The organism is Burkholderia sp. SCN-KJ, assembly GCF_024656005.1.
Classification (GTDB): Bacteria; Pseudomonadota; Gammaproteobacteria; order Burkholderiales; family Burkholderiaceae; genus Burkholderia.
On the sequence record NZ_JANKOG010000031.1, the window covers coordinates 16,513 to 38,836 of the forward strand.

The 22,324-nt window shown below is 69.4% G+C and carries 20 protein-coding genes and 2 riboswitches; of the genes, 10 read left to right on the forward strand and 10 right to left on the reverse strand.

The annotated features are described in order from the left end of the window. Positions 1–50: 50 nt before the first annotated feature. The gene (locus NQV17_RS32905) at positions 51–1,448 is read left to right on the forward strand and encodes an ethanolamine ammonia-lyase subunit EutB (protein ID WP_044848390.1); all 1,398 of its coding nucleotides are present in this window, start codon (positions 51–53) and stop codon (positions 1,446–1,448) included. Continuing rightward, the gene (eutC, locus tag NQV17_RS32910; protein ID WP_044848389.1) at positions 1,445–2,236 is read left to right on the forward strand and encodes an ethanolamine ammonia-lyase subunit EutC; all 792 of its coding nucleotides are present in this window, start codon (positions 1,445–1,447) and stop codon (positions 2,234–2,236) included. The genes NQV17_RS32905 and eutC overlap by 4 nt, the downstream gene beginning before the upstream one ends. 69 nt (positions 2,237–2,305) lie before the next feature. Here eutC and NQV17_RS32915 read toward each other — a convergent pair whose 3' ends face one another. Beyond that, positions 2,306–3,190, reverse strand: coding sequence for a LysR family transcriptional regulator (locus tag NQV17_RS32915; RefSeq protein WP_044848388.1), 885 nt, complete (start codon positions 3,188–3,190; stop codon positions 2,306–2,308). Between the two features lie 150 nt (positions 3,191–3,340). Between NQV17_RS32915 and NQV17_RS32920 the strand changes: the two genes are divergently transcribed. Continuing rightward, positions 3,341–4,948 (forward strand): MFS transporter, encoded by a 1,608-nt coding sequence (locus NQV17_RS32920; protein ID WP_257775459.1) that lies wholly within the window; start codon positions 3,341–3,343, stop codon positions 4,946–4,948. A gap of 95 nt (positions 4,949–5,043) precedes the next feature. On the opposite strand, the gene NQV17_RS32925 is transcribed toward NQV17_RS32920, so the two are convergent. Continuing rightward, positions 5,044–5,472: a pyridoxamine 5'-phosphate oxidase family protein gene (locus tag NQV17_RS32925; RefSeq protein ID WP_257775460.1), complete on the reverse strand. Its 429-nt coding sequence runs from the start codon at positions 5,470–5,472 to the stop codon at positions 5,044–5,046. A 317-nt stretch (positions 5,473–5,789) separates the two neighbouring features. On the opposite strand from NQV17_RS32925, the gene NQV17_RS32930 reads away from it, so the two are divergent. The 3 genes from NQV17_RS32930 (at position 5,790) to NQV17_RS32940 (ending at position 9,406) form a co-directional block, all read left to right on the forward strand. Further along, positions 5,790–7,316 (forward strand): aldehyde dehydrogenase family protein, encoded by a 1,527-nt coding sequence (locus NQV17_RS32930; protein ID WP_257775461.1) that lies wholly within the window; start codon positions 5,790–5,792, stop codon positions 7,314–7,316. A gap of 324 nt (positions 7,317–7,640) precedes the next feature. Next, entirely contained in the window at positions 7,641–8,186 is a 546-nt protein-coding gene (locus tag NQV17_RS32935) for a hypothetical protein (protein ID WP_257775462.1), read from the forward strand. 185 nt (positions 8,187–8,371) lie between these two features. Then, complete coding sequence (locus tag NQV17_RS32940; RefSeq protein WP_044848383.1) at positions 8,372–9,406, forward strand: helix-turn-helix domain-containing protein; 1,035 nt, start codon at positions 8,372–8,374, stop codon at positions 9,404–9,406. Between the two features lie 69 nt (positions 9,407–9,475). On the opposite strand, the gene NQV17_RS32945 is transcribed toward NQV17_RS32940, so the two are convergent. Both NQV17_RS32945 and NQV17_RS32950 read right to left on the reverse strand, forming a co-directional pair. Next, positions 9,476–10,564: an ADP-heptose--LPS heptosyltransferase gene (locus tag NQV17_RS32945; protein ID WP_257775463.1), complete on the reverse strand. Its 1,089-nt coding sequence runs from the start codon at positions 10,562–10,564 to the stop codon at positions 9,476–9,478. 2 nt (positions 10,565–10,566) lie between these two features. Next, on the reverse strand, positions 10,567–12,270 hold the full coding sequence (locus NQV17_RS32950; RefSeq protein ID WP_257775464.1) for a thiamine pyrophosphate-binding protein: 1,704 nt from the start codon (positions 12,268–12,270) through the stop codon (positions 10,567–10,569). Positions 12,271–12,569: 299 nt separating this feature from the next. On the opposite strand from NQV17_RS32950, the gene NQV17_RS32955 reads away from it, so the two are divergent. The 4 genes from NQV17_RS32955 to NQV17_RS32970 all read left to right on the forward strand — a co-directional run bounded on the left by NQV17_RS32955 (position 12,570) and on the right by NQV17_RS32970 (position 14,086). Further along, complete coding sequence (locus NQV17_RS32955; protein ID WP_257775465.1) at positions 12,570–13,031, forward strand: hypothetical protein; 462 nt, start codon at positions 12,570–12,572, stop codon at positions 13,029–13,031. Next, positions 13,028–13,312 carry a type II toxin-antitoxin system mRNA interferase toxin, RelE/StbE family gene (locus NQV17_RS32960; protein WP_027788679.1) on the forward strand — a complete coding sequence of 95 codons (285 nt, stop codon included), beginning with the start codon at positions 13,028–13,030 and terminating at the stop codon, positions 13,310–13,312. The genes NQV17_RS32955 and NQV17_RS32960 overlap by 4 nt, the downstream gene beginning before the upstream one ends. 136 nt (positions 13,313–13,448) lie before the next feature. Continuing rightward, entirely contained in the window at positions 13,449–13,685 is a 237-nt protein-coding gene (gene vapB, locus NQV17_RS32965; RefSeq protein WP_257775466.1) for a type II toxin-antitoxin system VapB family antitoxin, read from the forward strand. After that, positions 13,685–14,086, forward strand: a complete 402-nt coding sequence (locus tag NQV17_RS32970) for a type II toxin-antitoxin system VapC family toxin (protein WP_257775467.1) — start codon at positions 13,685–13,687, stop codon at positions 14,084–14,086. Before vapB ends, NQV17_RS32970 begins: the two co-directional genes overlap by 1 nt. A 66-nt stretch (positions 14,087–14,152) precedes the next feature. Here NQV17_RS32970 and NQV17_RS32975 read toward each other — a convergent pair whose 3' ends face one another. The 6 genes from NQV17_RS32975 to NQV17_RS33000 all read right to left on the reverse strand — a co-directional run bounded on the left by NQV17_RS32975 (position 14,153) and on the right by NQV17_RS33000 (position 22,318). Continuing rightward, entirely contained in the window at positions 14,153–15,541 is a 1,389-nt protein-coding gene (locus NQV17_RS32975; RefSeq protein ID WP_257775468.1) for an L-serine ammonia-lyase, read from the reverse strand. A 30-nt stretch (positions 15,542–15,571) separates the two neighbouring features. After that, the gene (locus NQV17_RS32980; RefSeq protein ID WP_257775469.1) at positions 15,572–16,708 is read right to left on the reverse strand and encodes an alginate lyase family protein; all 1,137 of its coding nucleotides are present in this window, start codon (positions 16,706–16,708) and stop codon (positions 15,572–15,574) included. 152 nt (positions 16,709–16,860) lie between these two features. Then, positions 16,861–19,788: an aminomethyl-transferring glycine dehydrogenase gene (gene gcvP, locus NQV17_RS32985; RefSeq protein WP_257775470.1), complete on the reverse strand. Its 2,928-nt coding sequence runs from the start codon at positions 19,786–19,788 to the stop codon at positions 16,861–16,863. A 59-nt stretch (positions 19,789–19,847) separates the two neighbouring features. Beyond that, positions 19,848–20,228, reverse strand: coding sequence for a glycine cleavage system protein GcvH (gcvH, locus tag NQV17_RS32990; RefSeq protein ID WP_044848374.1), 381 nt, complete (start codon positions 20,226–20,228; stop codon positions 19,848–19,850). A 126-nt stretch (positions 20,229–20,354) separates the two neighbouring features. After that, positions 20,355–21,473 (reverse strand): glycine cleavage system aminomethyltransferase GcvT, encoded by a 1,119-nt coding sequence (gcvT, locus tag NQV17_RS32995; protein WP_257775471.1) that lies wholly within the window; start codon positions 21,471–21,473, stop codon positions 20,355–20,357. 86 nt (positions 21,474–21,559) lie between these two features. After that, positions 21,560–21,693, reverse strand: a riboswitch (glycine riboswitch). A gap of 31 nt (positions 21,694–21,724) precedes the next feature. Next, positions 21,725–21,828: riboswitch (glycine riboswitch) on the reverse strand. Positions 21,829–21,949: 121 nt separating this feature from the next. After that, positions 21,950–22,318 carry a hypothetical protein gene (locus tag NQV17_RS33000; RefSeq protein WP_257775472.1) on the reverse strand — a complete coding sequence of 123 codons (369 nt, stop codon included), beginning with the start codon at positions 22,316–22,318 and terminating at the stop codon, positions 21,950–21,952. Positions 22,319–22,324: the final 6 nt, after the last annotated feature.

A 22,324-nucleotide genomic window follows, 5' to 3' on the forward strand; every position in this document is an offset into this window, starting at 1 on the left:
GCGCGCCGTCGGCGTCAGGCAAGGCAAGGACTGGCAAGGAGATTCGAACGATGTCCTACACGGAGACGATCGGTCCGCGCACGTACCGTTTCGCGGACCTGAAGACGCTGCTCGCGAAGGCGAGCCCGCTGCGCTCGGGCGACCAGCTCGCCGGCGTCGCGGCGGCGAGCGAGGAGGAGCGCGTGGCCGCGAAGATCGCGCTCGCGGGCGTGCCGCTGAAGGCGTTCCTGAACGAAGCGCTGATTCCGTACGAACACGACGAGGTCACGCGCCTGATCCTCGACGATCACGACGCGGCCGCGTTCGCGGAGATCTCGCACCTCACCGTCGGCGACTTCCGCAACTGGCTGCTGTCGCCCGCGGCCGACGGTGCCGCGCTCGAACGGATCGCGCCGGGCCTCACGCCCGAGATGGTCGCGGCCGTGTCGAAGCTGATGCGCAACCAGGACCTGATCGCGGCCGCGCGCAAGCGCCGCGTCGTCACGCGCTTTCGCAACACGGTCGGGCTGGCCGGCCGGATGTCGGTGCGGCTGCAGCCGAACCATCCGACCGACGACGTGAAGGGCATTGCCGCGTCGATGCTCGACGGGCTGATGTACGGCTGCGGCGACGCGATGATCGGCATCAACCCGGCGACCGACAGCCTCGCGGCGATCGTGAAGCTGCTCGCGATGATCGACGGGTTCCGCGAACGCTACGGCGTGCCGACGCAGTCGTGCGTGCTCACGCACGTGACCAACACGATCGCGGCGATCGAGAAGGGCGCGCCGGTCGACCTGGTGTTCCAGTCGATCGCGGGCACCGAGAAGGCGAACGCGAGCTTCGGGATCTCGCTCGCGCTGCTCGGCGAAGCGCGCGAGGCCGCGTTGTCGCTCAAGCGCGGCACCGTCGGCAACAACCTGATGTACTTCGAGACGGGGCAAGGCAGCGCGCTGTCGGCGAACGCGCATTTCGGCGTCGACCAGCAGACCTGCGAGGTGCGCGCGTATGCGGTCGCGCGCAAGTTCGACCCGTTCCTCGTGAACACGGTGGTCGGCTTCATCGGGCCCGAATACCTGTACGACGGCAAGCAGATCATCCGCGCGGGGCTCGAGGATCACTTCTGCGGCAAGCTGCTCGGCGTGCCGATGGGCTGCGACATCTGCTACACGAATCACGCGGAAGCCGACCAGGACGACATGGACACGCTGCTGACGCTGCTGGGCGCGGCCGGCATCAACTTCATCATGGGCATCCCGGGCGCGGACGACGTGATGCTGAACTATCAAAGCACGTCGTTTCACGACCAGCTCTACGTGCGCGAGGTGCTCGGCCTGCGCCGCGCGCCCGAGTTCGAGGAATGGCTGGAGACGATGGAGATCGCCGACGCGCACGGCGCGCTGCGCGCCGCGAGCGCGCGCGTGCCGCTGCTCGCGGGCGCGAACGACTGGATGGGGATTTCGGCATGAGCGACGCCGTCGAAAAGAACCCGTGGGCGCAGCTGAAGTCGTTCACGAACGCGCGGATCGCGCTCGGCCGCGCGGGCAGCAGCCTGCCGACCGCGCCGCTGCTCGCGTTCAACCTGTCGCACGCGCAGGCGCGCGACGCGGTGCACCAGCCGCTCGACGCGGACGCGCTGCGCCGCGAGATCGACGCGGCCGGCTTCGCGACGCTCGGCGTGCAGAGCGCGGCGCCCGACCGCCAGCATTACCTGCGCCGGCCCGATCTCGGCCGCAAGCTGTCCGATGACGGACGCGCGCTGCTGGCCGGCTACGGCGCGGCGCTCGACGACGCGCCGGAGGTGGTGTTCGTGGTCGGCGACGGGCTGTCGGCGTTCGCGGCCGCGAAGCAGGCGCTGCCGCTGCTGCAGGCCGTGTGCCCGCGGCTCGAAGCGGACGGCTGGCGGATCGGCCCGGTGGTGGTCGCGACGCAGGCGCGCGTCGCGCTCGGCGACGAGATCGGCGAACTGCTGCGCGCGCAGGTCGTCGCGATGCTGATCGGCGAACGGCCGGGGCTCAGCTCGCCGGACAGCCTCGGCGTGTACCTGACCTGGGCGCCGAAGGTCGGCTGCCACGACGCGCTGCGCAACTGCATCTCGAACGTGCGGCCCGAAGGGCTGCCGCACGCCGCGGCCGCGCACAAGCTGCATTACCTGATGACGCACGCGCGCCGGCTCGGCCTCACGGGCGTCGGGCTGAAGGACGACAGCGATGCGCTGTTGCCGCAGGCGGAAGCGGAGCGGATCGGCGCGGATTGAGGCGGATTGGCGCGGATTGGTGCTGATCGTTGAGGATCGATGGCGCGACCGCGCCGTCCGTCTACTTGTCTACTTGAACAGCCGCTCACACAGGAAGTCGACGAACACGCGCAGCTTCGGCGACAGCTGCCGGCTCGACGGCCACACGATCGAGAACTGCCCCGGCGCGATCCGGTAGTCGTCGAGCACCGTGACGAGCGCCCCCGTGTCCAGCGCGTCGCGCGCGAGGAAATCGGGCATGTAGCCGATGCCGAGCCCCGCCATCACCGCGCCGCGCAGCGCTTCCATGTTGTTGCAGGTCATCGCGGTGCGCAGCTTCAGCGGCGTGCCGTCGTCGGCGGCGAGCGCCCAGTCCTGCAGCTTGCCGGTGGTCGGGAAACAGTAGCGCACGCAATCGTGCGCTTCGAGATCGCGCGGCGCCCGCGGCGTGCCGGCCTGCGCGAGATACGCGGGCGTCGCGCACAGCACGAACGCGAACGGGCCGAGCCGCCGCGACATCAGGCTCGAGTCCGACAGCGGGCCGCTGCGGATCACCGCGTCGAAGCCGCCTTCGACGACATCGACCATCCGGTCGTTGAAATCCAGGTCGAGCTCGACGTCCGGATAGCGCTGCCTGAATTCGGGCAGCACCGGCAGCAGGAACCGGTAGCCGATCACCGGCAGGCTCACGCGCAGCTTGCCGCGCGGGCGCTGCGCGGCGGCCGTCACGGTCGCCTCCGCATCGCGAAAATCCTCGAGGATCCGCTGGCAGCGTTCGTAGAAATGGCGCCCTTCGTCGGTCAGCGTGACGCGCCGCGTCGTGCGGTTGAACAGGCGCACGCCGAGCGACTGCTCGAGCCGCGCGATCGTCTTGCCGACGGCGGACGCCGAGATGCCGAGCGCGCGGCCGGCCGCGACGAAGCTGAGCGCTTCGGCGGTGCGGACGAAGGCGGCGATGCCGTTCAGGTTTTCCATCGGCGTAGGCGGGCGAGCGGATGCGATGCGGTGAATTGAGGAATTTTAGTCCGTTATATACGGAGCAACGCATTGTTTTTCGGTGATTGAATCGAAATTATCCTTGATCGCGCTTGAGGCGCATCCGCGCCGGCTTTTCGAGGAGCAATGATGGATCACCCGTTTTCAGCCGATTCAGCCACGTCGGCACGCCGGCGCGCGTGGGTGCTGGCCGCGGTCTGCATGGCCGCCGTCGCGCTGCCGCTGTCGTTTTCGGGCGGCGCGGTCGCGACGCCCGCGATCGGCCGCGACCTGCACGGCGGCCCGGTCGCGATGAACTGGATCACCAACGCGTTCATGCTCGCGTTCGGCAGTTTCCTGATGGCGGCGGGCGCGCTGGCCGACCAGTTCGGCCGCAAGCGCGTGTTCGCGATCGGCGTCGGCGGCTTCACGCTGATGTCGGTTGCGCTCGCGTTCGCGCCGTCGATGCTCGCGGTCGACCTGCTGCGCGCCGCGCAAGGGCTCGCGGCGGCCGCGGCGCTCGCGGGCGGCACGGCCGCGCTGGCGCAGGAGTTCGACGGCGCGGCGCGCACGCGTGCGTTCAGCCTGCTCGGCACGACCTTCGGCATCGGGCTCGCGTTCGGGCCGGTGCTCGCCGGCTGGCTGATCGCGCACGGTGGCTGGCGTGCGATCTTCGTCACGGGCGCGGCGGCGGGCGCCTCGTCGCTCGGGTTCGGGCTGCCGCGCATGCACGAGTCGCGCGATCCGCACGCGACGGGGCTCGACTGGCCCGGCACCGCAGCGTTCACCGCCGCGCTCACGCTGTTCACGTTCGGCGTGATCGAGGCACCCGCGCGCGGTTGGACGCATCCGCTCGTCGTTGTGCTGCTGGCGGGCGCGGTGCTCGGCGCGTGCGCATTCGTCGCGATCGAGACGCGCGTCGCGCGGCCGATGCTCGACCTCTCGCTGTTCCGGATTCCGCGCTTCGTCGGCGTGCAGGTGCTGCCGGTGTCGACCTGCTGCTGTTACATCGTGCTGCTCGTCGTGCTGCCGCTGCGCTTCATCGGCATCGACGGTTTCAGCGAAATCGACGCGGGCTGGCTGATGCTCGCGATCTCCGCGCCGATGTTCGTCGTGCCGCTCGTCGCGGCGACGCTCACGCGCTGGCTGTCGGCCGGCGTGATCTCGGGGCTCGGGCTCCTGCTCGCGGCGGCGGGCCTCGTATGGCTGGGCGTCGCGCTGCGCGGCGGCGCGGGGCCGGCGGCGATCGCGCCGATGCTCGCGATCGGCGTCGGGGCCGGCATGCCGTGGGGGCTGATGGACGGGCTGTCGGTTAGCGTCGTGCCGAAGGAGCGCGCGGGGATGGCGACCGGGATCTTCAGCACGACGCGCGTGGCGGGCGAAGGGATCGCGCTAGCGATCGCCGGCGCGGTGCTGGCGACCCTCGCGCACGCCGATTTGCGGCAGGCGGCGGCGGGGACCTCCGACGCGACGCTGCGGGCGGCCGCGCGCCTCGCGACCGGCGATCTCGCCGGTGCTGCGGCCGGGTTGCCGGGCGTCGGTCGTGCGGCGCTGCTCGCGAGCTATGTGCATGCATTTGATCGGCTGCTGATCGGGCTCGCGGTCGTCACGGTGCTGTGTGCGGTGGTGGTGTTCGCGTTTCTCGGTGCACGGCCGGCAGTGGCGGAAGCGCGCGGCGATGACGGCGAACAGGCGCATACCGACGCGCGGGCGCGTCGCCGGACCGAACCGGCTTGTGCGGAGGCAAGCGGGCGGTGAGTGTGCGGTGAGCGGGCGCGTTTGCGCAAGCGGCCGCAGCGCCTCATCGGCCCATGCGCGCCCGCCTTGCCGCAACGACGGCATGGTGCGGCGCCTCACGCCAGCACGAGCGGCGGCAGCCCCGCATCGGCCCGCGCGTGCGCGCTTTCCACGTCAACGACCACATAACGCAGCGCATCCGGCCACAGCTGCGCGCGGCTTCCCGCGTCTTCGTCGATCGTCGCGCGCCCCTGCACGAGCCACGTCGTCTGCCGGACGAAATCGACGAACAGCAGCGCGATCGCCGGATTCACGAGCAGGTTGCCGATCGTGTTGAACAGGTTGTTGCCCGCGAAGTCGGGCAGCACGAGCGTGCGGCGATCGGGCAGGTCGACGAGCGGGGCGAACGAACCGTCCGCGCGCGGCTGCCGGCCGCGATACGAGCAGTCGGCGTCGCCCGCCGCGTTCGCGGTCGCGACGATCAGGAATGCCTGTTCATGGATGAACGCGACGACATCGTCGCTCAAGGGGCCCGGCTGGTTCATGGTTCGGTCGGCGCGTGGCCGATGCGTGCGGATCCGCGTTCCGCACGCAAGCGACATGCCATGCGGCGAGCGTGGCGCGCAGCGGTGCGTGCGCAGCTGCGCTGTGAAAAATCCGAACACCCGTCGTACCCGCTGTGCCGTCCCGGTGTTCAGAATCGGGACACTCGTGTTCGATGCGCCGGCATCGCCCCCGGCGGGCGCCCGGACGCACCGCTCCTGTTCCGTTTTCGCCCGGTTTGGCACGCATGTTGCGTAAACCGTGCAGCGCGATCCAACCGGCGCTGCATTCACACAAGCACGATGAACAGGAGACATGTATGAACCCGTTTGACCTGAAACAACTGGGCCTCGACGTCGAATACCCGTACCGTCAGCAGTACGACAACTTCATCGGCGGCAAGTGGGTTCCGCCGGTGAAGGGCGAGTATTTCGAGAACGTGTCGCCGATCAACGGCAAGCCGTTCTGCCGCGTGCCGCGCTCCAGCGCCGACGACATCGAGGTCGCACTCGATGCCGCGCACGCCGCGCGCCGCAAGTGGGGCAAGACGTCGGTCACCGAGCGCGCGAACCTGCTGCTCGCCGCCGCCGACCGGATGGAAAAGAACCTGAAGCTGCTCGCGGTGGCCGAGACGATCGACAACGGCAAGCCGCTGCGCGAGACGATGGCGGCCGACCTGCCGCTCGCGATCGACCACTTCCGCTATTTCGCGGGCTGCATCCGCGCGCAGGAAGGCGGCATCTCCGAGATCGACGACAACACCGTCGCGTATCACTTCCACGAGCCGCTCGGCGTCGTCGGCCAGATCATCCCGTGGAACTTCCCGCTGCTGATGGCCGCGTGGAAGCTCGCACCGGCGCTCGCGGCCGGCTGCTGCGTGGTGATGAAGCCGGCCGAGCAGACGCCCGCGTCGGTGCTGGTGCTGATGGAGCTGATCGGCGACCTGTTCCCGGCCGGCACGATCAACATCGTCAGCGGCTTCGGCAAGGAAGCGGGCGAGGCGCTCGCGACCAGCAAGCGGATCGCGAAGATCGCGTTCACCGGTTCCACGCCGGTCGGCAAGCACATCCTGCGCGCGGCGGCCGAGAGCCTGATCCCGTCGACGGTCGAACTGGGCGGCAAGAGCCCGAACATCTTCTTCGCCGACGTGCTCGACCAGGACGACGCGTTCCTCGACAAGGCGCTCGAAGGCCTCGCGATGTTCGCGCTCAACCAGGGCGAAGTGTGCACGTGCCCGTCGCGGATCCTGATCCAGGAATCGATCTACGAACGCTTCATCGAGAAGGCCGTCGCGCGCGTCGAGCGCATCAAGGGCGGCCACCCGCTCGACCTGCAGACGATGATCGGCGCGCAGGCGTCGCAGCAGCAGCTCGACAAGATCCTGTCGTACATCGACATCGGCCGCGACGAAGGCGCGCAATGCCTGACGGGCGGCGAGCGCACGGCACCGGCCGCCGACCTCGGCACGGGCTATTACGTGAAGCCGACGATGCTGTTCGGCAACAACAAGATGCGCGTGTTCCAGGAAGAGATCTTCGGGCCGGTCGCGTCGGTGATGACGTTCAAGGACGAGCAGGAGGCGATCGAACTCGCGAACGACACGTTCTACGGGCTCGGCGCGGGCGTGTGGACGCGCAACGGCACGCGTGCGTACCGGATGGGCCGCGAGGTCGAGGCCGGCCGCGTGTGGACCAACTGCTACCACCTGTACCCGGCGCACGCGGCGTTCGGCGGCTACAAGCAGTCCGGCATCGGCCGTGAGACGCACAAGATGGCGCTGTCGAACTATCAGCAGACGAAGTGCCTGCTGGTCAGCTACCAGGCCGAGGCGCTCGGGTTCTTCTGATCGCCGCAGCAGGGGGCGAAGTGCCGGGGCCGGCCGGGCGGCAGCGCAACGCTGCCCGGTACGGCGGCCGGTGCGGGACGATGGCGACGCGTCCGGTGCCGGCTTGCCGTGGAAGGTGCGGCGGTCGGGCAGCTGGCTGTCCAGCCTTCGGCCGCCGGGCGGCGTCTGCGGCGAGGCGGCAATGCGCTGGCGCCGGTTCGTCCGGCACTTCGCCGTTTTCCTGTTCCGACCTTCGATACGGGCGTCGGCATTCGCACCGGCCGGTGCGCGTTCGCGCCCGTATCGTGCCCGTATCGCACCCCGATGGCCCCGACGGAAACCAGCATGTCAGAACTGCCCGGATCCTATCCGCGTCACCCGGTGTTTCACGCGGGCGAGCTCGACGCGCATCACCGCTTCGGCGTCGCCGACGAAGCCGAGCGGATGAGCGACGTCGTGACGACGCGGCTGAGCATCGGCGTGCGCCAGTTCGTCGAATCGCAGCCGTTCATGTTCGTCGGCACGACGAGCGGCGGCCCGGCCCCGGCGCGCATGAGCTGCGACATCGTGCAGGGCATGCGCGACGCGAACGGCGATCTGTGGCCGGTCGTGCGCGTGATCGACACGAAGACGCTGCGCTTCGCGCTGCCGGCGCACGGCGGCCACCGGCTCGATGCGCTGGCGTGCGACGGCTGCGGCGTCGGGCTGCTGTTCATCGATTTCATGCGCGGCATCCGCTACCGGATCAACGGCCGCGCGACGTTGCGCACCGATCTGCCGGAAGCGGACGCGGCGCCCTGGCCGGCGGGCAGTCCGATCGTCGAACTGGCGGTCGTGCAGGCGTACGGCAACTGCGGCACGCGGGTCGTGCGGTTGCGCCCGGGCGCGTAGCGCGTCGCCGAGCGGCCGGCGGCACGCATGCCGCACCCGCGCGGTGCGCGGCATGCCGCCTCCGGGTGCGCCCCCGTGGCGCGCATCGGCCGCACGGCGTTGAATGACGGGCTTGTCGCCGGACAACGCGGATCGGCACGGGACTTGCGTGTTGGATGCGGTCCCGGGCGGGTGAGGAGAACATGATGGGTCAACGAGTGGAGTGCATGGCCGAGCCGACGGCCGAGGACACGCGGTGCAGCGCACAGGGCGACGACGCGCTGGCCGGCCAGGCCGTGGTCAGCGTCGCGCACGACGCCGACGAGCAGGCGCGCAACCTGATCGGCTGGCGGCAGACCTACGACCAGCTCGCGGCCGGCCGCTTCGTCGGCACGCTGACCGAGCTGCCGCTCGACACGATGAAGCTGTTTCGCGAATCGACCAGCCACCTGCTGCGGCAGGCGTGCGAGGTGCGCGGCGACGCGTACTGGTTCGGCATCCCGCTGACGAGCGACGGCACCGCGCGGGTCGATGCGTGCCGCATCGGCCCCGGCGCGCTCGCGTTCCGGCCCGGCAACGTCGAATTCGAATTGCTGACACCCGCGCAGTTCTCGATCTACGGCGTGGTCGTGCGCGGCGACGTGCTGCGCCGCTACGCGGAGGAAGTCGAACACCGTGCGCTCGACGAGCGGCTGTTCGCGCAGCGCGTGATCCAGATCGGCGATATGCGGCTCGCGCGCCTGTGCGCGCTGCTCGGCGGCCGCCTCGACGGCGCGGCGGCCGCGGGCGGGCCGCTGCCCGACGCGCAGCGCGACGACCTGCAGGCCGAGGTGCTGGCCGCGCTGTTCGACGCGTGCGCGCAACCGGCTGACGACGGCGCGGGCGGCGCCCCGTCGACACGGCGCTGGATCGTCGAGCAGGCGCGCGAGTACGTGCTCGCACACCGCACGCGCCCGGTCGGCGTGCCCGAGCTGTGCGAGCAGTTGCACGTGAGCCGGCGCACGCTGCAGTACTGTTTCCAGGACGTGCTCGGCATGGCGCCCGCGACCTATCTGCGCACGCTGCGGCTGAACGGCGCGCGGCGCGACCTGTGCGGGCGGGCGGCCGGTTCGGTGCAGGACGTCGCGGAGGCGTGGGGCTTCTGGCACCTGAGCCAGTTCGCGACCGACTATCGGCGGCTGTTCGGCAAGCGGCCGTCGGAGACGCTGCGCGAGCGGGCGGTGACGGTGGCGGCCGGGTGAGGCGGGCGGTGGCGGCGCGCGGATGCCACGGTGCGTCCGGTCATCCGGGCGACTCCCTTTTCTCCATCCCTATCCGGCGATAGCCGCCGCTTCGCGCGGCGCAGGCCACGGCAAGGCATCCCAGTCGATCGCCCGGTAAGCGGCTTCGACCGCCGCGAGGTCGTCCGGCCGCTCGCTGCGATGCAGCCCGTGCAATGCGTCCGGCACATCGAGCGCGACCGGTACGCAGTGCGGATAGTCGCGCACGCGCAGCGCCGGGCAGATCGTCGTGAAACAGCCGAGCGTCGGCACGTCGAAGCCGTCGGCGAGATGCAGCGCGGCCGTGTCGGGCGCGAACAGCACGCTCGCGCCCTTGACCCAGGCAATGAAGCGCGCGGTATCGGCCGCGTCGCGGCTCACGTCGACATAGGCCGGATGCGCGACGGGGCCGAAGCCGACCACCGGCAGCCCGTAACGCCGCGCGAGCCGCTCCACGAAAGCCGCGCGCAGCACCGGCGGCACGCTGCGCACCGCGGTGCTCGCGCGCGGGCAGAACAGCGCGTACGGCCGCCGCCATTCGGCCGGCAGTGCGGGCAGGGGCAGCCGCGCAAGCCAGCGATTGCGCTTCGCGGCGGCCGGCACCGTGACCGGATCCGTGCCGAGCGCGTCGAGGAAGAAGTCGATCATCGGCTGTCGCGCGAAAGCGGGCCAGTACAGGTGATTGCCGAGATCGATGCGCGGCGCGTGCGCGGGCAGTGCGTCGGCGGCGCACGGCAGCGCACGCGACGGCGCGACGACGTCGGCGGCGAGCGCATACAGCGCGTCGACGTAGCGCGGCGTGCGGGCCGGCCGGTAGAGCGTGAAGCGCAGGCCGGGATGCATCGCGCGCAGCGCGGCGAGCGCGGTCAGCCCGATCACCGAGTCGCCGAGCGCGACGCCCATTCCGTTGATCACGTACACGTCCGCCGTGCTGCCGTAGTCGAGCCGGAACGGCCGGTGGGCGGCGTGCAGCAGGCCGAGCGCCGGCGCGGCCGGCACGTGATCCTCCGCGGCGGCGCCGCCGTGCTCGAGGTCGTAGGGTGCGACGAGCGTGCCGTCGGGCGCGAGCAGCGTGCCCGGATGCGTCAGCGCGTCGTCGCGCGACAGCGCGAGGCCGGCCGCAGCGGCGCGCATTTCCATGGTCACGCGCCGCGCGCGCGGCGGCCCTGCTCGCGGATCTGCTCGAGCGTCGCGGCCGGCGTGCTGGCGTCCTGCGGGATGCGGATCTCGATCAGCGCCGGCAGCCCGCAGGTCAGTGCGCGCTCCAGTGCCGGCGCGAAGTCGGCGGTGTGCTCGACCGTCTCGCCATGCGCGCCGAACGCGCGCGCATACGCGGCGAAATCGGGGTTCGTGAGCCCGGTGCCGTGCACGCGCCCCGGATAGTTGCGCTCCTGATGCATGCGGATCGTGCCGAAATGACCGTTGTTGACGACGATCGCGACGATGTTCAGTCCGTACTGCATCGCGGTCGCAAGTTCGTTGCCGGCCATCATGAAGCAGCCGTCGCCGGCGAGCGCGACGACGGCGCGCGACGGATACAGCGACTTCGCGGCGAGCGCTGCGGGCAGCCCGTAGCCCATCGCGCCGCTGGTCGGTGCGAGCTGCGAGCGAAAGTGCCGGTACGCGAAGTGGCGATGCAGCCAGATCGCGTAGTTGCCGGCGCCGTTGGTCAGGATCGCGTCGTGCGGCAGGCGCTCGCGCAACTGCACCATCACGTCGCCGAGCTGGACGTCGCCGGGCATCGGCAGCGGCGCGTGCCATTCACGGTACGCGCGGTGCGCGTCGGCGGCCGTGCCGGCCCACGTGGGGGGTGCCGGCGGTTCGAGCGCCGCGAGCGGCGCCGCGATTTCCGGCATCCCGGACACGATCGGCAGTTCGGCCGCATACACGCGGCCGAGCTCGTCCGCGCCCTGGTGCACGTGGATCAGCGTCTGGCGCGTCTTCGGGATGTCGAGCAGCGTATAGCCGCCCGTCGTCGCTTCGCCGAGACGCGGGCCGAGCACCAGCAGCAGGTCGGCGTCACGGATTCGCTTGGCGAGCGCGGGATTGATCCCGAGACCGACGTCGCCCGCGTAGTTCGGGTGCGCGTTGTCGAAGGTGTCCTGGAAGCGGAACGCGCACGCGACCGGCAGTTGCCAGCGCTCGACGAAGGTGCGCAGGTTCGCGCATGCGTCGGGCGTCCAGCCGCTGCCGCCGACGATCGCGAACGGCCGCTCGGCGCGCGCGAGCCGTTCGCGCAGCTCGTCGACCTGCGCGGCCGACGGCGACGCCGCGACGCGTTTCGCGGCCGGCACGACGGGTTGCGGCGCGCACGCGTCGGACAGCACGTCCTCGGGCAGCGCGAGCACGACCGGGCCGGGCCGGCCGGACGTCGCGACGTGGAATGCATGGCTCAGGTATTCGGGGATGCGGCGCGGGTCGTCGATCTGCGCGACCCATTTCGCCATCTGGCCGAACATCCGGCGGTAGTCGATTTCCTGGAAGGCTTCGCGATCGAGGTGCTCGCGCGCGCACTGGCCGACGAACAGGATCATCGGCGTCGAATCCTGGAACGCGGTGTGCACGCCGATCGACGCGTGGGTCGCGCCGGGCCCGCGCGTGACGAACGCGATGCCGGGGCGGCCGGTCAGCTTGCCGACCGCTTCCGCCATGTTCGCGGCCGCCGCCTCGTGGCGGCAGACGACCGTCTGGATCCGCGCGGTGTCGTCCGCCAGCGCATCGAGTACGGCGAGAAAGCTCTCGCCCGGCACGCAGAACACGCGTTCGACGTGATTGGCGAGCAACGCATCGACGAGCAGTCGCGCGCCGGTGGTGGCGCGCGGCTCGAGATCCTTGGAATGCGACATGGGCTGCCGTCTCCCTGGGTAGCGGGATGTACAGATTACGCCTGTTGTCGGGGCGCCGGCACGCTGGCCGATGAAAAGTGTCGGAACGCGGAGCGGTTCGCGGCGTGCGTCGTGGCTTCGGATGGCTGAACGGCCGGCTTGTGCGGGGTGCGCGAAGGTGAAAAGTGATTGCCATGGATGCGAAGCTGGACCCGATGCCTGTTTGTCCGCTGAAAGTGGGCGCCGATTAACAATAAAATGGGCGGCCAGGCAATAGTAAAATTTCAACGAACGGATGGATAAAGGGATCGAGGATCGCCATGACAACCGAAACGATCGATCAAAAGATGCTGACGGAGCTTGTCAAAGCCGGCGCCGTAAGCGCGGTCCGCGTGGCGGGGTGCGGCAACGGTTGGGCACTTTCCGCCCGTTGCGGTGCGCACGAACGTTTCCTGTCGGCCAAACGCGGCGACGTGCGGGTGTTTCGCCGCTTTGAAACGCTGGTCGGCTTTCTGCGCGACATCGGTATCAGCCGTTTCGATGTGGATGCGTCGGAGTTCGACCCGGATGCGGCCGGCCGGGCGACCCGGCCCGATCGGGCGGCCGCGATGAGGGCGGCACACGAGGCAGCGGCCCACGATCGCTGGTTTCGCGAGCAGGTGCAGCAGGCGCTGGACGATCCGCGCGCGTCGATTCCCGACGCGGAGGTGAGCGCCGACTTCGCGTCGCGCCGTGCGGCGCTGCGTGAACGGCTCGCGGGCAGGCGAGGGGATGCTTCTTGACCCTCGCGCTGCACTGGAATCCGAAGGCGTACGAGGATCGCGCCGCGATCATGGACTACATCGGCGAGGACGACCCGCAGGCCGCAATCGAACTCGACGAACTGCTGGAACAAAGGGCCGCCACGTTGCCGGCCCGTGCAGAGCTGTATCGGCAAGGGCGAGTGGCCGGCACGCGCGAACTGGTGGTCGCGCCGAACTACGTGCTCGTGTATCGCATCAGACCGGCTGAGGGGATCGTCGAGATCCTCCGCGTGCTGCATGCGCGACGGCAGTGGCCGTGATGCCCGATATCCGCGAGTCGGCGTCGAGCGGCGGATGAAGGATTTCAAGGGAACGCATGTTATGTACACACACGGATTTACATCGCAGACCGCATCGGATAATGTACATCCCATGTACATCCGTGCGGAGATCGACATGCACACGACGAAGGTATTTCGGAACGGCAACTCGCAGGCCGTGCGAATTCCTGCCGACCTCGCCTATGAGCGCAGCGATATCGAACTGGAAATCGAGCGTATCGGTGACGAAATCCGTATTCGACCGATACGGCGGCCTTTGGCCCACGTACTCGAGAAATTCGCGAAATTCGGGCCGGATTTCATGGCCGAAGGGCGCGGCGACCAGGAGCAGGCCGATCGCGAGGAGCTGTAATGCCGCGCTACATGCTCGACACCAACATGTGCATCTATCTGATGAAGAACCAGCCTGAGCAAGTCGCGAAACGATTTGCGCAGTGCTACACGGGGGATGTGGTGATGTCGGCGATCACGTATGCCGAGCTCGAGTACGGCGTCGCCGCATGTGCGAATCCTGCGCGGGAGCGTCGCCATCTCGCCGCGCTGATCGACGATATCCCCGTTGCTCCGTTCGACGTCGCGGCGGCGCAAGCGTACGGTCCGGTCCGCGACGCAACCCGGGAGCGGAAGAGGGATCATCTCGACAAGCTGATCGCCGCGCACGCGGTGTCGCTCGACGTCGCGCTCGTGACCAACAACGAGCGGGATTTCGTCGGCTATCCGGGATTGCGGCTGGAGAACTGGCTGAACGATTGATGGCGGTGATTGTGTCCGACGGTCATGCGGGATATCGATTCACCCGCATGACCGCCGGACCCTGCATCAGCACTCGACGATATTCACCGCCAGCCCGCCGCGCGACGTTTCCTTGTACTTCGTCTTCATGTCGGCGCCCGTCTCGCGCATCGTCTTGATCACCGAGTCGAGCGACACGTAGTGCGAGCCGTCGCCGCGCAGCGCCATGCGCGCCGCGTTGACCGCCTTCACCGACGCCATCGCGTTGCGCTCGATGCACGGGATCTGCACCATCCCGCCGACCGGGTCGCAGGTGAGGCCGAGGTTGTGCTCCATCCCGATCTCGGCCGCGTTCTCGACCTGGCGCGGCGTGCCGCCGAGCACGGCCGCGAGTGCGCCGGCCGCCATCGAGCACGCGACGCCGACTTCGCCCTGGCAGCCCACTTCCGCACCCGAAATCGACGCGTTGAGCTTGTACAGAATGCCGATCGCGGCGGCGGTCAGCAGGAAGTCGATCACGCCCTGTTCATTCGCGCCCGGCGTGAAGCGCGTGTAGTAGTGCAGCACGGCCGGGATGATGCCGGCTGCGCCGTTGGTCGGCGCGGTGACGACGCGGCCGCCGGCCGCGTTTTCCTCGTTGACCGCGATCGCATACAGGTTGATCCAGTCGACCATCGACAGCGGATCCTGCAGCGCGCGCTCCGGATGGCCGGTCAACGCGCGATACAGCTGCGGCGCACGGCGCTTGACCTGGAACGGGCCGGGCAGGTTGCCGTCGGCTTCCGGATTGCCGATTCCGCAGCCGCGCGACACGCACGACTGCATCACGGCCCAGATCTTCAGCAGCCCGTCGCGCGTCTCTTCCTCGGTGTGCCACGCACGCTCGTTTTCCCACATCAGCTGCGCGATCGACTTGCCGGTCGACTCGGTCAGCGCGAGCAGCTCCGCGCCGGTGCGGAACGGATGCGTCATCTGCTCGGCCGCGCTCAGCACCTTCGTGTTCGGCGCACCGGCCGTCACGACGAAGCCGCCGCCGACCGACAGGTAGGTGCGCTCGACCAGCACGTCGCCGTTCGCGTCGGATGCGCGCAGCTTCATGCCGTTCGGGTGTTCGGGCAGCGCCTGCCGGTAGAACGCGATGTTCTCCTTCAGCACGAACGGCACCGGATGCGTGCCGAGCAGCGCGAGCTTCTTCGACTTGCGGATGTCCTCGAGCCGCGCGTCGATCGTGTCGGGATCGACGGTGTCGGGCGCGTCGCCGAGCAGGCCGAGCATCACGCCGCGATCGGTGCCGTGGCCCTTGCCGGTCGCGCCGAGCGAGCCGTACAGCTCGACCTTCACGTTGGCCGTCGCGTCGAGCATCCCGTCTCGCTCGAGGCCCTGCACGAACATCAGCGCCGCGCGCATCGGTCCGACTGTATGCGAACTGGACGGGCCGATGCCGATCTTGAAGAGGTCAAACACGCTGACTGCCATCTTGATACCTGCCTTGCTTTAAGAATAATGCTAGCGCGCCTGCAATGGCAGGCACGCGGCGAGCCATGCGGGCGGCATGGGGGAGAGTTGCCGCGCGACGCGCGCATAGCGCCCGTCGAGACGCGCGGCCAGATGAAAGAGTTCGGTGGCGTTTTTCGGGTCCCACTGCCCCGTATAACCCGGCAAGCCGGCCTCGCGGCGCTTCGCGTCGAACGGCACCGGCGAATTCACGAATTCCTCGTGCGTTTTCTCGCCGAGCGCGTACGGCACGAGCCAGTCGAGCGCGGCCGCGAGCGTCGCGCCGTTCGCGCCGCGCTCGCGCAGCCAGTTGCGGTTGAAGCGGCGCGCGGCGAGCGCGGCCGTCACCAGCGGCTGCAGGTCGTACACCGCGTAATGCAGCGCATCGCGTTCCTCGAAATCCCAGGTCTTGCCGTCCGGGCCGATGTTGTCGGCGAGATGCTCGACGAACAGCCGCTGCGCGGCGTTCATCATCTTGCGGTCGCCGAGCGTGAACGCGGACAGCGCGATCAGCTTGATCCGGTGGCTCTGCCAGTTGTTGCGCCAGGTGCCGGCGAGCGGGCGCTTCTGCGCGTCGATCTGCGCGACGTAACCGGCGCCGAGCTTCGCGATGAACGCCGCCGTCGCGTTACGCGTCTTGACCGGCAGCGCGCTCGCCGTCATGTCGTACGCGACGATCAGGCTGTCGAAGCGCGTCTCGTCGATCGGGTTGAAGCCCGGCTGATAGGTCGACACCCACGCGGACAGGAAGCGGTCGACGAGTTGCAGGTAGCGCGGCGCATTGGTCACGCGCCACGCGAGCGCGGCGTCGCGCATCAGCTCCATGTCCTTCAGCGCGTCGACGCTCTGGTCGTAGATGCCTTCGTGCGGCAGCGTGCCCTCGGTGTGCACGCGCGCCATTGCCTTCGGCTGCTCGCCGATGCGCGCGTCGACGCTGCGGATCAATGCCTGCACGCCCGGCTCGGCCTGCGTCGTCTCGCTCGCCTGCAACGCGGGCGCCGCGCAGAAATTCATCGCCGCGCGCGCGCTGCCGGCCGTGCCGAGGCCGGCGGCGGCCAACGACAGCGACGCGACGAGCAGCGGCACGACGCGGCGCGTGCGCGGCCGCTCCTGCGTGGCACCCTGGCCCGGAAACATCGGACGCACCATGCGGAACTCCTTGATTGGCTGGATCGCGTGTGATGTTAGCCGGATTGGCGGGCAAGCGTGAATCGATCGAGCCGGCAGCGGACGCAAAAACCGCACGCAACCGAGGGTTGCGTGCGGTGTGGTCACGGCCGGACTCCGGAGCGCGGCGAGCGTTATGCGTAGTCCGACACCGGCACGCACGAGCAGAACAGGTTGCGGTCGCCGTAGGCGTTGTCCGCGCGGCCGACCGGCGGCCAGTACTTGTTCGTGCCGAGCGACGCGACCGGGTACGCCGCCTGCTCGCGCGAGTACGCGTGCGGCCATTCGTTCGCGGTGACGACGGCTGCCGTGTGCGGCGCGTGACGCAGCGGGTTGTCGTCGCGGTCGGCGCGGCCTTCCTCGACGGCACGGATTTCTTCGCGGATCGCGATCATCGCGGCGATGAAGCGGTCGAGTTCTTCCTGCGATTCCGATTCCGTCGGCTCGACCATCAGCGTGCCCGGCACCGGGAAGCTCATCGTCGGCGCATGGAAGCCGTAGTCCATCAGGCGCTTCGCGACGTCGTCGACGCTGATGCCGCTCGTTTCCTTGAGCGGACGCAGGTCGAGAATGCACTCGTGCGCGACCAGCCCGCCCGGGCCCGAATACAGCACCGGATAGTGCGGCGCGAGGCGCTTCGCGATGTAGTTCGCGTTGAGGATCGCGGTTTCCGTCGCGGCGGTCAGGTTCTTCGCGCCCATCATCGCGATGTACATCCACGAGATCGGCAGGATCGACGCCGAGCCGTACGGCGCGGCCGACACCGCGCCGATGCCGTCTTCCGCACGCGCGTAGCCGGTCGAACGCTGGTTCGGCAGGAACTTCGCGAGGTGCGCGCCGACCGCGACCGGGCCGACGCCCGGGCCGCCGCCGCCGTGCGGGATACAGAAGGTCTTGTGCAGGTTCAGGTGCGACACGTCGCCGCCGAACTGGCCCGGCGCGGTCAGGCCGACCATCGCGTTCATGTTCGCGCCGTCGACGTACACCTGGCCGCCGTGCGCATGCACGATCTCGCAGATCTCGCGGACGTTCTGCTCGAACACGCCGTGCGTCGACGGATACGTGATCATGATCGCCGCGAGGTCGTTCGCGTGCTGATCGGCCTTCGCCTTCAGGTCGGCGATGTCGACGTTGCCCTGCGCGTCGCATGCGACGACCACGACCTTCATGCCGGCCATGTGCGCCGACGCCGGGTTCGTGCCGTGCGCGGAGGCCGGGATCAGGCACACGTCGCGATGCGCTTCGCCGCGCGATGCGTGGTATGCGTGGATGATCAAGAGGCCCGCGTATTCGCCCTGCGAGCCGGCGTTCGGCTGCAGCGACACGGCCGCATAGCCGGTCGCGGCGACGAGCATCTGCTCGAGCTGGTCGATCATCTCGCGATAGCCGACGGTTTGCTCGGCCGGCGCGAACGGGTGGATCCGGCCGAATTCGGGCCACGTGACCGGCAGCATTTCCGACGTCGCGTTCAGCTTCATCGTGCACGAGCCGAGCGGGATCATCGAGCGGTCGAGCGCGAGATCCTTGTCCGACAGGCTGCGCAGGTAGCGCAGCATTTCGGTTTCGGAATGGTGGCGGTTGAACACGTGGTGCGTCAGGTACGCGCTCGTGCGCTCGAGGCCGGCCGGCAGCACGGCGACGCCGCCGAGGCCCGCGTCCAGCGCGTCCACGGCCGGCGCGGTGCCGCCCGCGGCCTGCGCGAACACGGCGAGGAGATCGGCGAGGTCGTCGCGGGTCGTCGTTTCGTCGACCGACACGCCGACTTGCGTGTCGCTCACGCGACGCAGGTTGATGCGCTTGGCCTTCGCGAATTCGTGGACCTGCGCGGTGCGCGCGCCGGTATCGATCGTCAGCGTGTCGAAGAACGTGTCGTTGACGGTCGCGAAGCCGAGCTGCTTCACGCCGGCGGCGAACAGCGCCGCGATGCGGTTCACGCGCAGCGCGATCGTCTTCAGGCCGTGCGGGCCGTGGTAGACCGCGTACATGCTCGCCATGATCGCGAGCAGCGCTTGCGCGGTACACACGTTCGACGTCGCCTTCTCGCGGCGGATGTGCTGTTCGCGCGTCTGCAACGCGAGGCGCAGCGCGGGCTTGCCCTGCGCGTCGACGGTCACGCCGACCAGGCGGCCCGGCATCTGGCGCTTGAATTCGTCACGCACGGCCATGTAAGCGGCGTGCGGGCCGCCAAAGCCCATCGGCACGCCGAAGCGCTGCGTGTTGCCGACCGCGACGTCCGCGCCCCATTCGCCGGGCGGCGTCAGCACGGTCAGGGCGAGCAGGTCGGCCGCGACGACCACATGGCCGCCGGCCGCGTGGATTGCTTCGGTGAGCGCGCGGTAGTCGCGCACGTCGCCGTACACGCCCGGGTACTGGAGCAGCACGCCGAACGCGTTGGCCTGCGCGGCGTCGGCCGCCGGGCCCGTCTTGACCTCGATGCCGATCGGCAGCGCGCGCGTGCGGATCACTTCGAGCGTCTGCGGCAGCACGTCGTCGGCGACGTAGAACACGTTCGACGCCGGCTTGCCGGTGCGCTGCAGCAGCGTCATCGCTTCGGCCGCGGCGGTTGCTTCGTCCAGCAGCGATGCGTTCGAGATCGCGAGGCCCGTGAGGTCGGCGACCATCTGCTGGAAGTTCAGGAGCGCCTCGAGGCGACCCTGGGAAATTTCGGGCTGGTACGGCGTGTAGGCCGTGTACCACGCCGGGTTTTCGAGCACGTTGCGCAGGATCACGGCCGGCGTGTGCGAGTCGTAATAGCCCTGGCCGATATACGAGCGGAACACCTGGTTCTTGTCCGCGAGGGCGCGCAGCGCGGCGAGGGCTTCGGCCTCGCTCTTCGGTTGCGCGAACGGGCCGAGCGGCAGCGTTTCGGCGCGGCGGATCGAGGCCGGGATCACGGCGTCGATCAGGGCGGCGCGCGACGCGAAGCCGAGCGTGTCGAGCATGGCCTGCTGGCTGGCGGCATCGGGGCCGATGTGGCGTTCTGCGAACGCGTCGTGCGTTTCGAGCGCGGCGAGCGAGAGGGGCGTGCGGTTCATCAGGCGGTCCGGGTGTTCGAGCTTCATGGCGTGACTCTGGTCCCGCGCGGGCCGAGGCCGGCCCCGCGCGGTTCGGGTAAGGAAAATTAGTCGATCAGCTTGCTGTAGGCGTCAGCGTCGATCAGCTTGTCGGTCGAGGCGCCGGCCGCGAGCTTGATCTTGAAGAGCCACACGCCGTACGCGTCGCTGTTCACTTCTTCCGGCGAGTCGGCGGCTTCTTCGTTGATGGCGACGACTTCGCCGGACACCGGCGAGTAGATGTCGGATGCCGCCTTCACCGATTCGACGACGCCGACGGCGTCGCCCGCGTTCACCGACTTGCCGACTTGCGGCAGCTCGAGGAAGACGATGTCGCCGAGCGTGCTCTGCGCGTGATCGGTGATGCCGACCGTCAGCGTGCCGTCGGCTTCGGTGCGGACCCACTCGTGTTCGTCGGTGTACTTCAGATCGGCCGGGACGTTGCTCATCGGATGCTCCTGGATAAAAGGGTGTGTTCGTTATGCTGGCGCGCCGCCGGGGCGCGCCGGGTGTGGTTGCGCCGGGCGCCATTTCCCGGCTTCACGGCAGGCGGCCTCCCGGTCGCCTCCCGGTCGTTACGCAGCGAGGACCTTGCCGTTGCGCACGAACGGCAGTTTTACCACGCGCGCGGGAAGTTGCTTGTCTCGAATCTGCACATGGACCGTGTCGCCGACCTGGACGGCCGCCGGCACGCGCGCGAACGCGATCGACTCCTGCATCGACGGCGAGAACGTGCCGCTCGTGATCTCGCCTTCGCCGTGCGGCGTGACGACCTTCTGGTGCGCGCGCAGCACGCCGCCCGCCTTGCCGTTTTCCTTCAGCAGGATCAGGCCGACGAACGCGGCGCGCGTGCCGTTTGCCTCGAGCGCGGCACGGCCGACGAACTCGCGCGGCGCCGACAGGTCGACCGTCCACGCGAGGCCCGCATCGAGCGGGGACACGGTGTCGTCCATGTCCTGGCCGTACAGGTTCATGCCGGCCTCGAGGCGCAGCGTGTCGCGCGCGCCGAGTCCGCACGGGCGCACGCCGTTTTGCTGCAGCGCGTTCCACAGCGCTACGACGTGCACGGCCGGGACGATCACCTCGAAGCCGTCTTCGCCCGTGTAGCCGGTGCGCGCGACGGTGAGATCGCCGAACGGCGTGCCGGCGACCTGCGCGGCGTTGAACGGCTTCAGCTCGCTGGTCGCGGCGCGCGCGGCGGGCACCGTCGTCCAGACCTTTTCACGGGCGTTCGGGCCCTGAACGGCGACGATCGCGAAATCGCGGCGCGGCGCGATGGTCAGGCCGTAGCCGCCTTGTTCGTTGAGCTGGTTGAACCACGCGATGTCCTTCTCGGCCGTGCCGGCGTTGACGACGACGCGGAAGAAGTCTTCGGTGAAGTAATAGACGATCAGGTCGTCGATGACGCCGCCCTGCGGATTGAGCAGGCACGAGTAGAGTGCCTTGCCGGGGATCTTGAGCTTGCCGACGTTGTTCGCGATCGCGTGCTCGAAGAACGCGCGCACGCGGCTGCCGGTGAAATCGACGACGCACATGTGCGACACGTCGAACATGCCGGCGTCGGTGCGCACGGCTTCGTGTTCTTCAATCTGCGAGCCGTAGTTGACGGGCATGTCCCAGCCGCCGAAGTCGACCATGCGGGCATTGAGCGCGCGGTGCGCGGCGTTGAGCGGGGTTTGATTCAGTGCAGTCATCGAGGCCTCAGGCAAGGCGCTTGCGCGCGGGTCAGAACGGCCATGTGCCGACCGTCGCGGCCTTGGGGCCTGCGAAGCGATCCGGTACATGCCCCTCTGTCCTCGATACCTGAGAGATTGCGCCGCGGCCACGAGCCGGCGAACGCGCGCCCCTTCGGTGGGCAGCCTGCCCGCGCAGCCAATGTGCTGCGGGCTACTGCCGCTCTCCAGAGTGCGGGGAGTGCGGCCCGCGCAATGCGCGGACGGGATTCCCCGACGCGGTCGGTCCTTTTGCCTGAGAGTTTGCGGGTGTGCCCCTTCGGCGGCGCGACCGGCGTTGCTGCTACGCGGTCACACGCTCTCCCGACGCGTGCGGGCGACTGTACGCGAGCGGGTGGGCATTGTCAATTTGAGCAAAAGAATGTCGCTTCGCGACAAGCGGCGGCGTGTGGCGCCGCCGCTTCTGCCGGCACCGGCGGGCGCCCGCATGGCCGGGATTACTCGCCGATCGCGCGCGCGGCCGTGTCGAGTTCCTGGTTCAGCACGCGCTGCTCGTCGCCGGACAGGCCGCCGTTGTGCTGGCCCGACATGTCGTTCGCTTCCTGGCGGATCACGTCGAGGCGGTGGTGCAGCTGCGCGCCGTACGGCGGCGGGTAGTAGCCGCCGTTCACGCGCGCGTCGATGCGGCGGTGCAGGTTGTCGATCCGGCCCTGGACCTCCTGCAGGCGATCGTTCGCGACGACCTGCGGATTCGGCCGCGGCGGGGGCGGGGGCGCCTGTCGGGCCGGCCGCTGCGGCTGCACGATACAGGCCGCGAGCGAGGAAACCAGGACGCAGCATGCCGCTGCGCGAATCAACCGTTGCATCACATT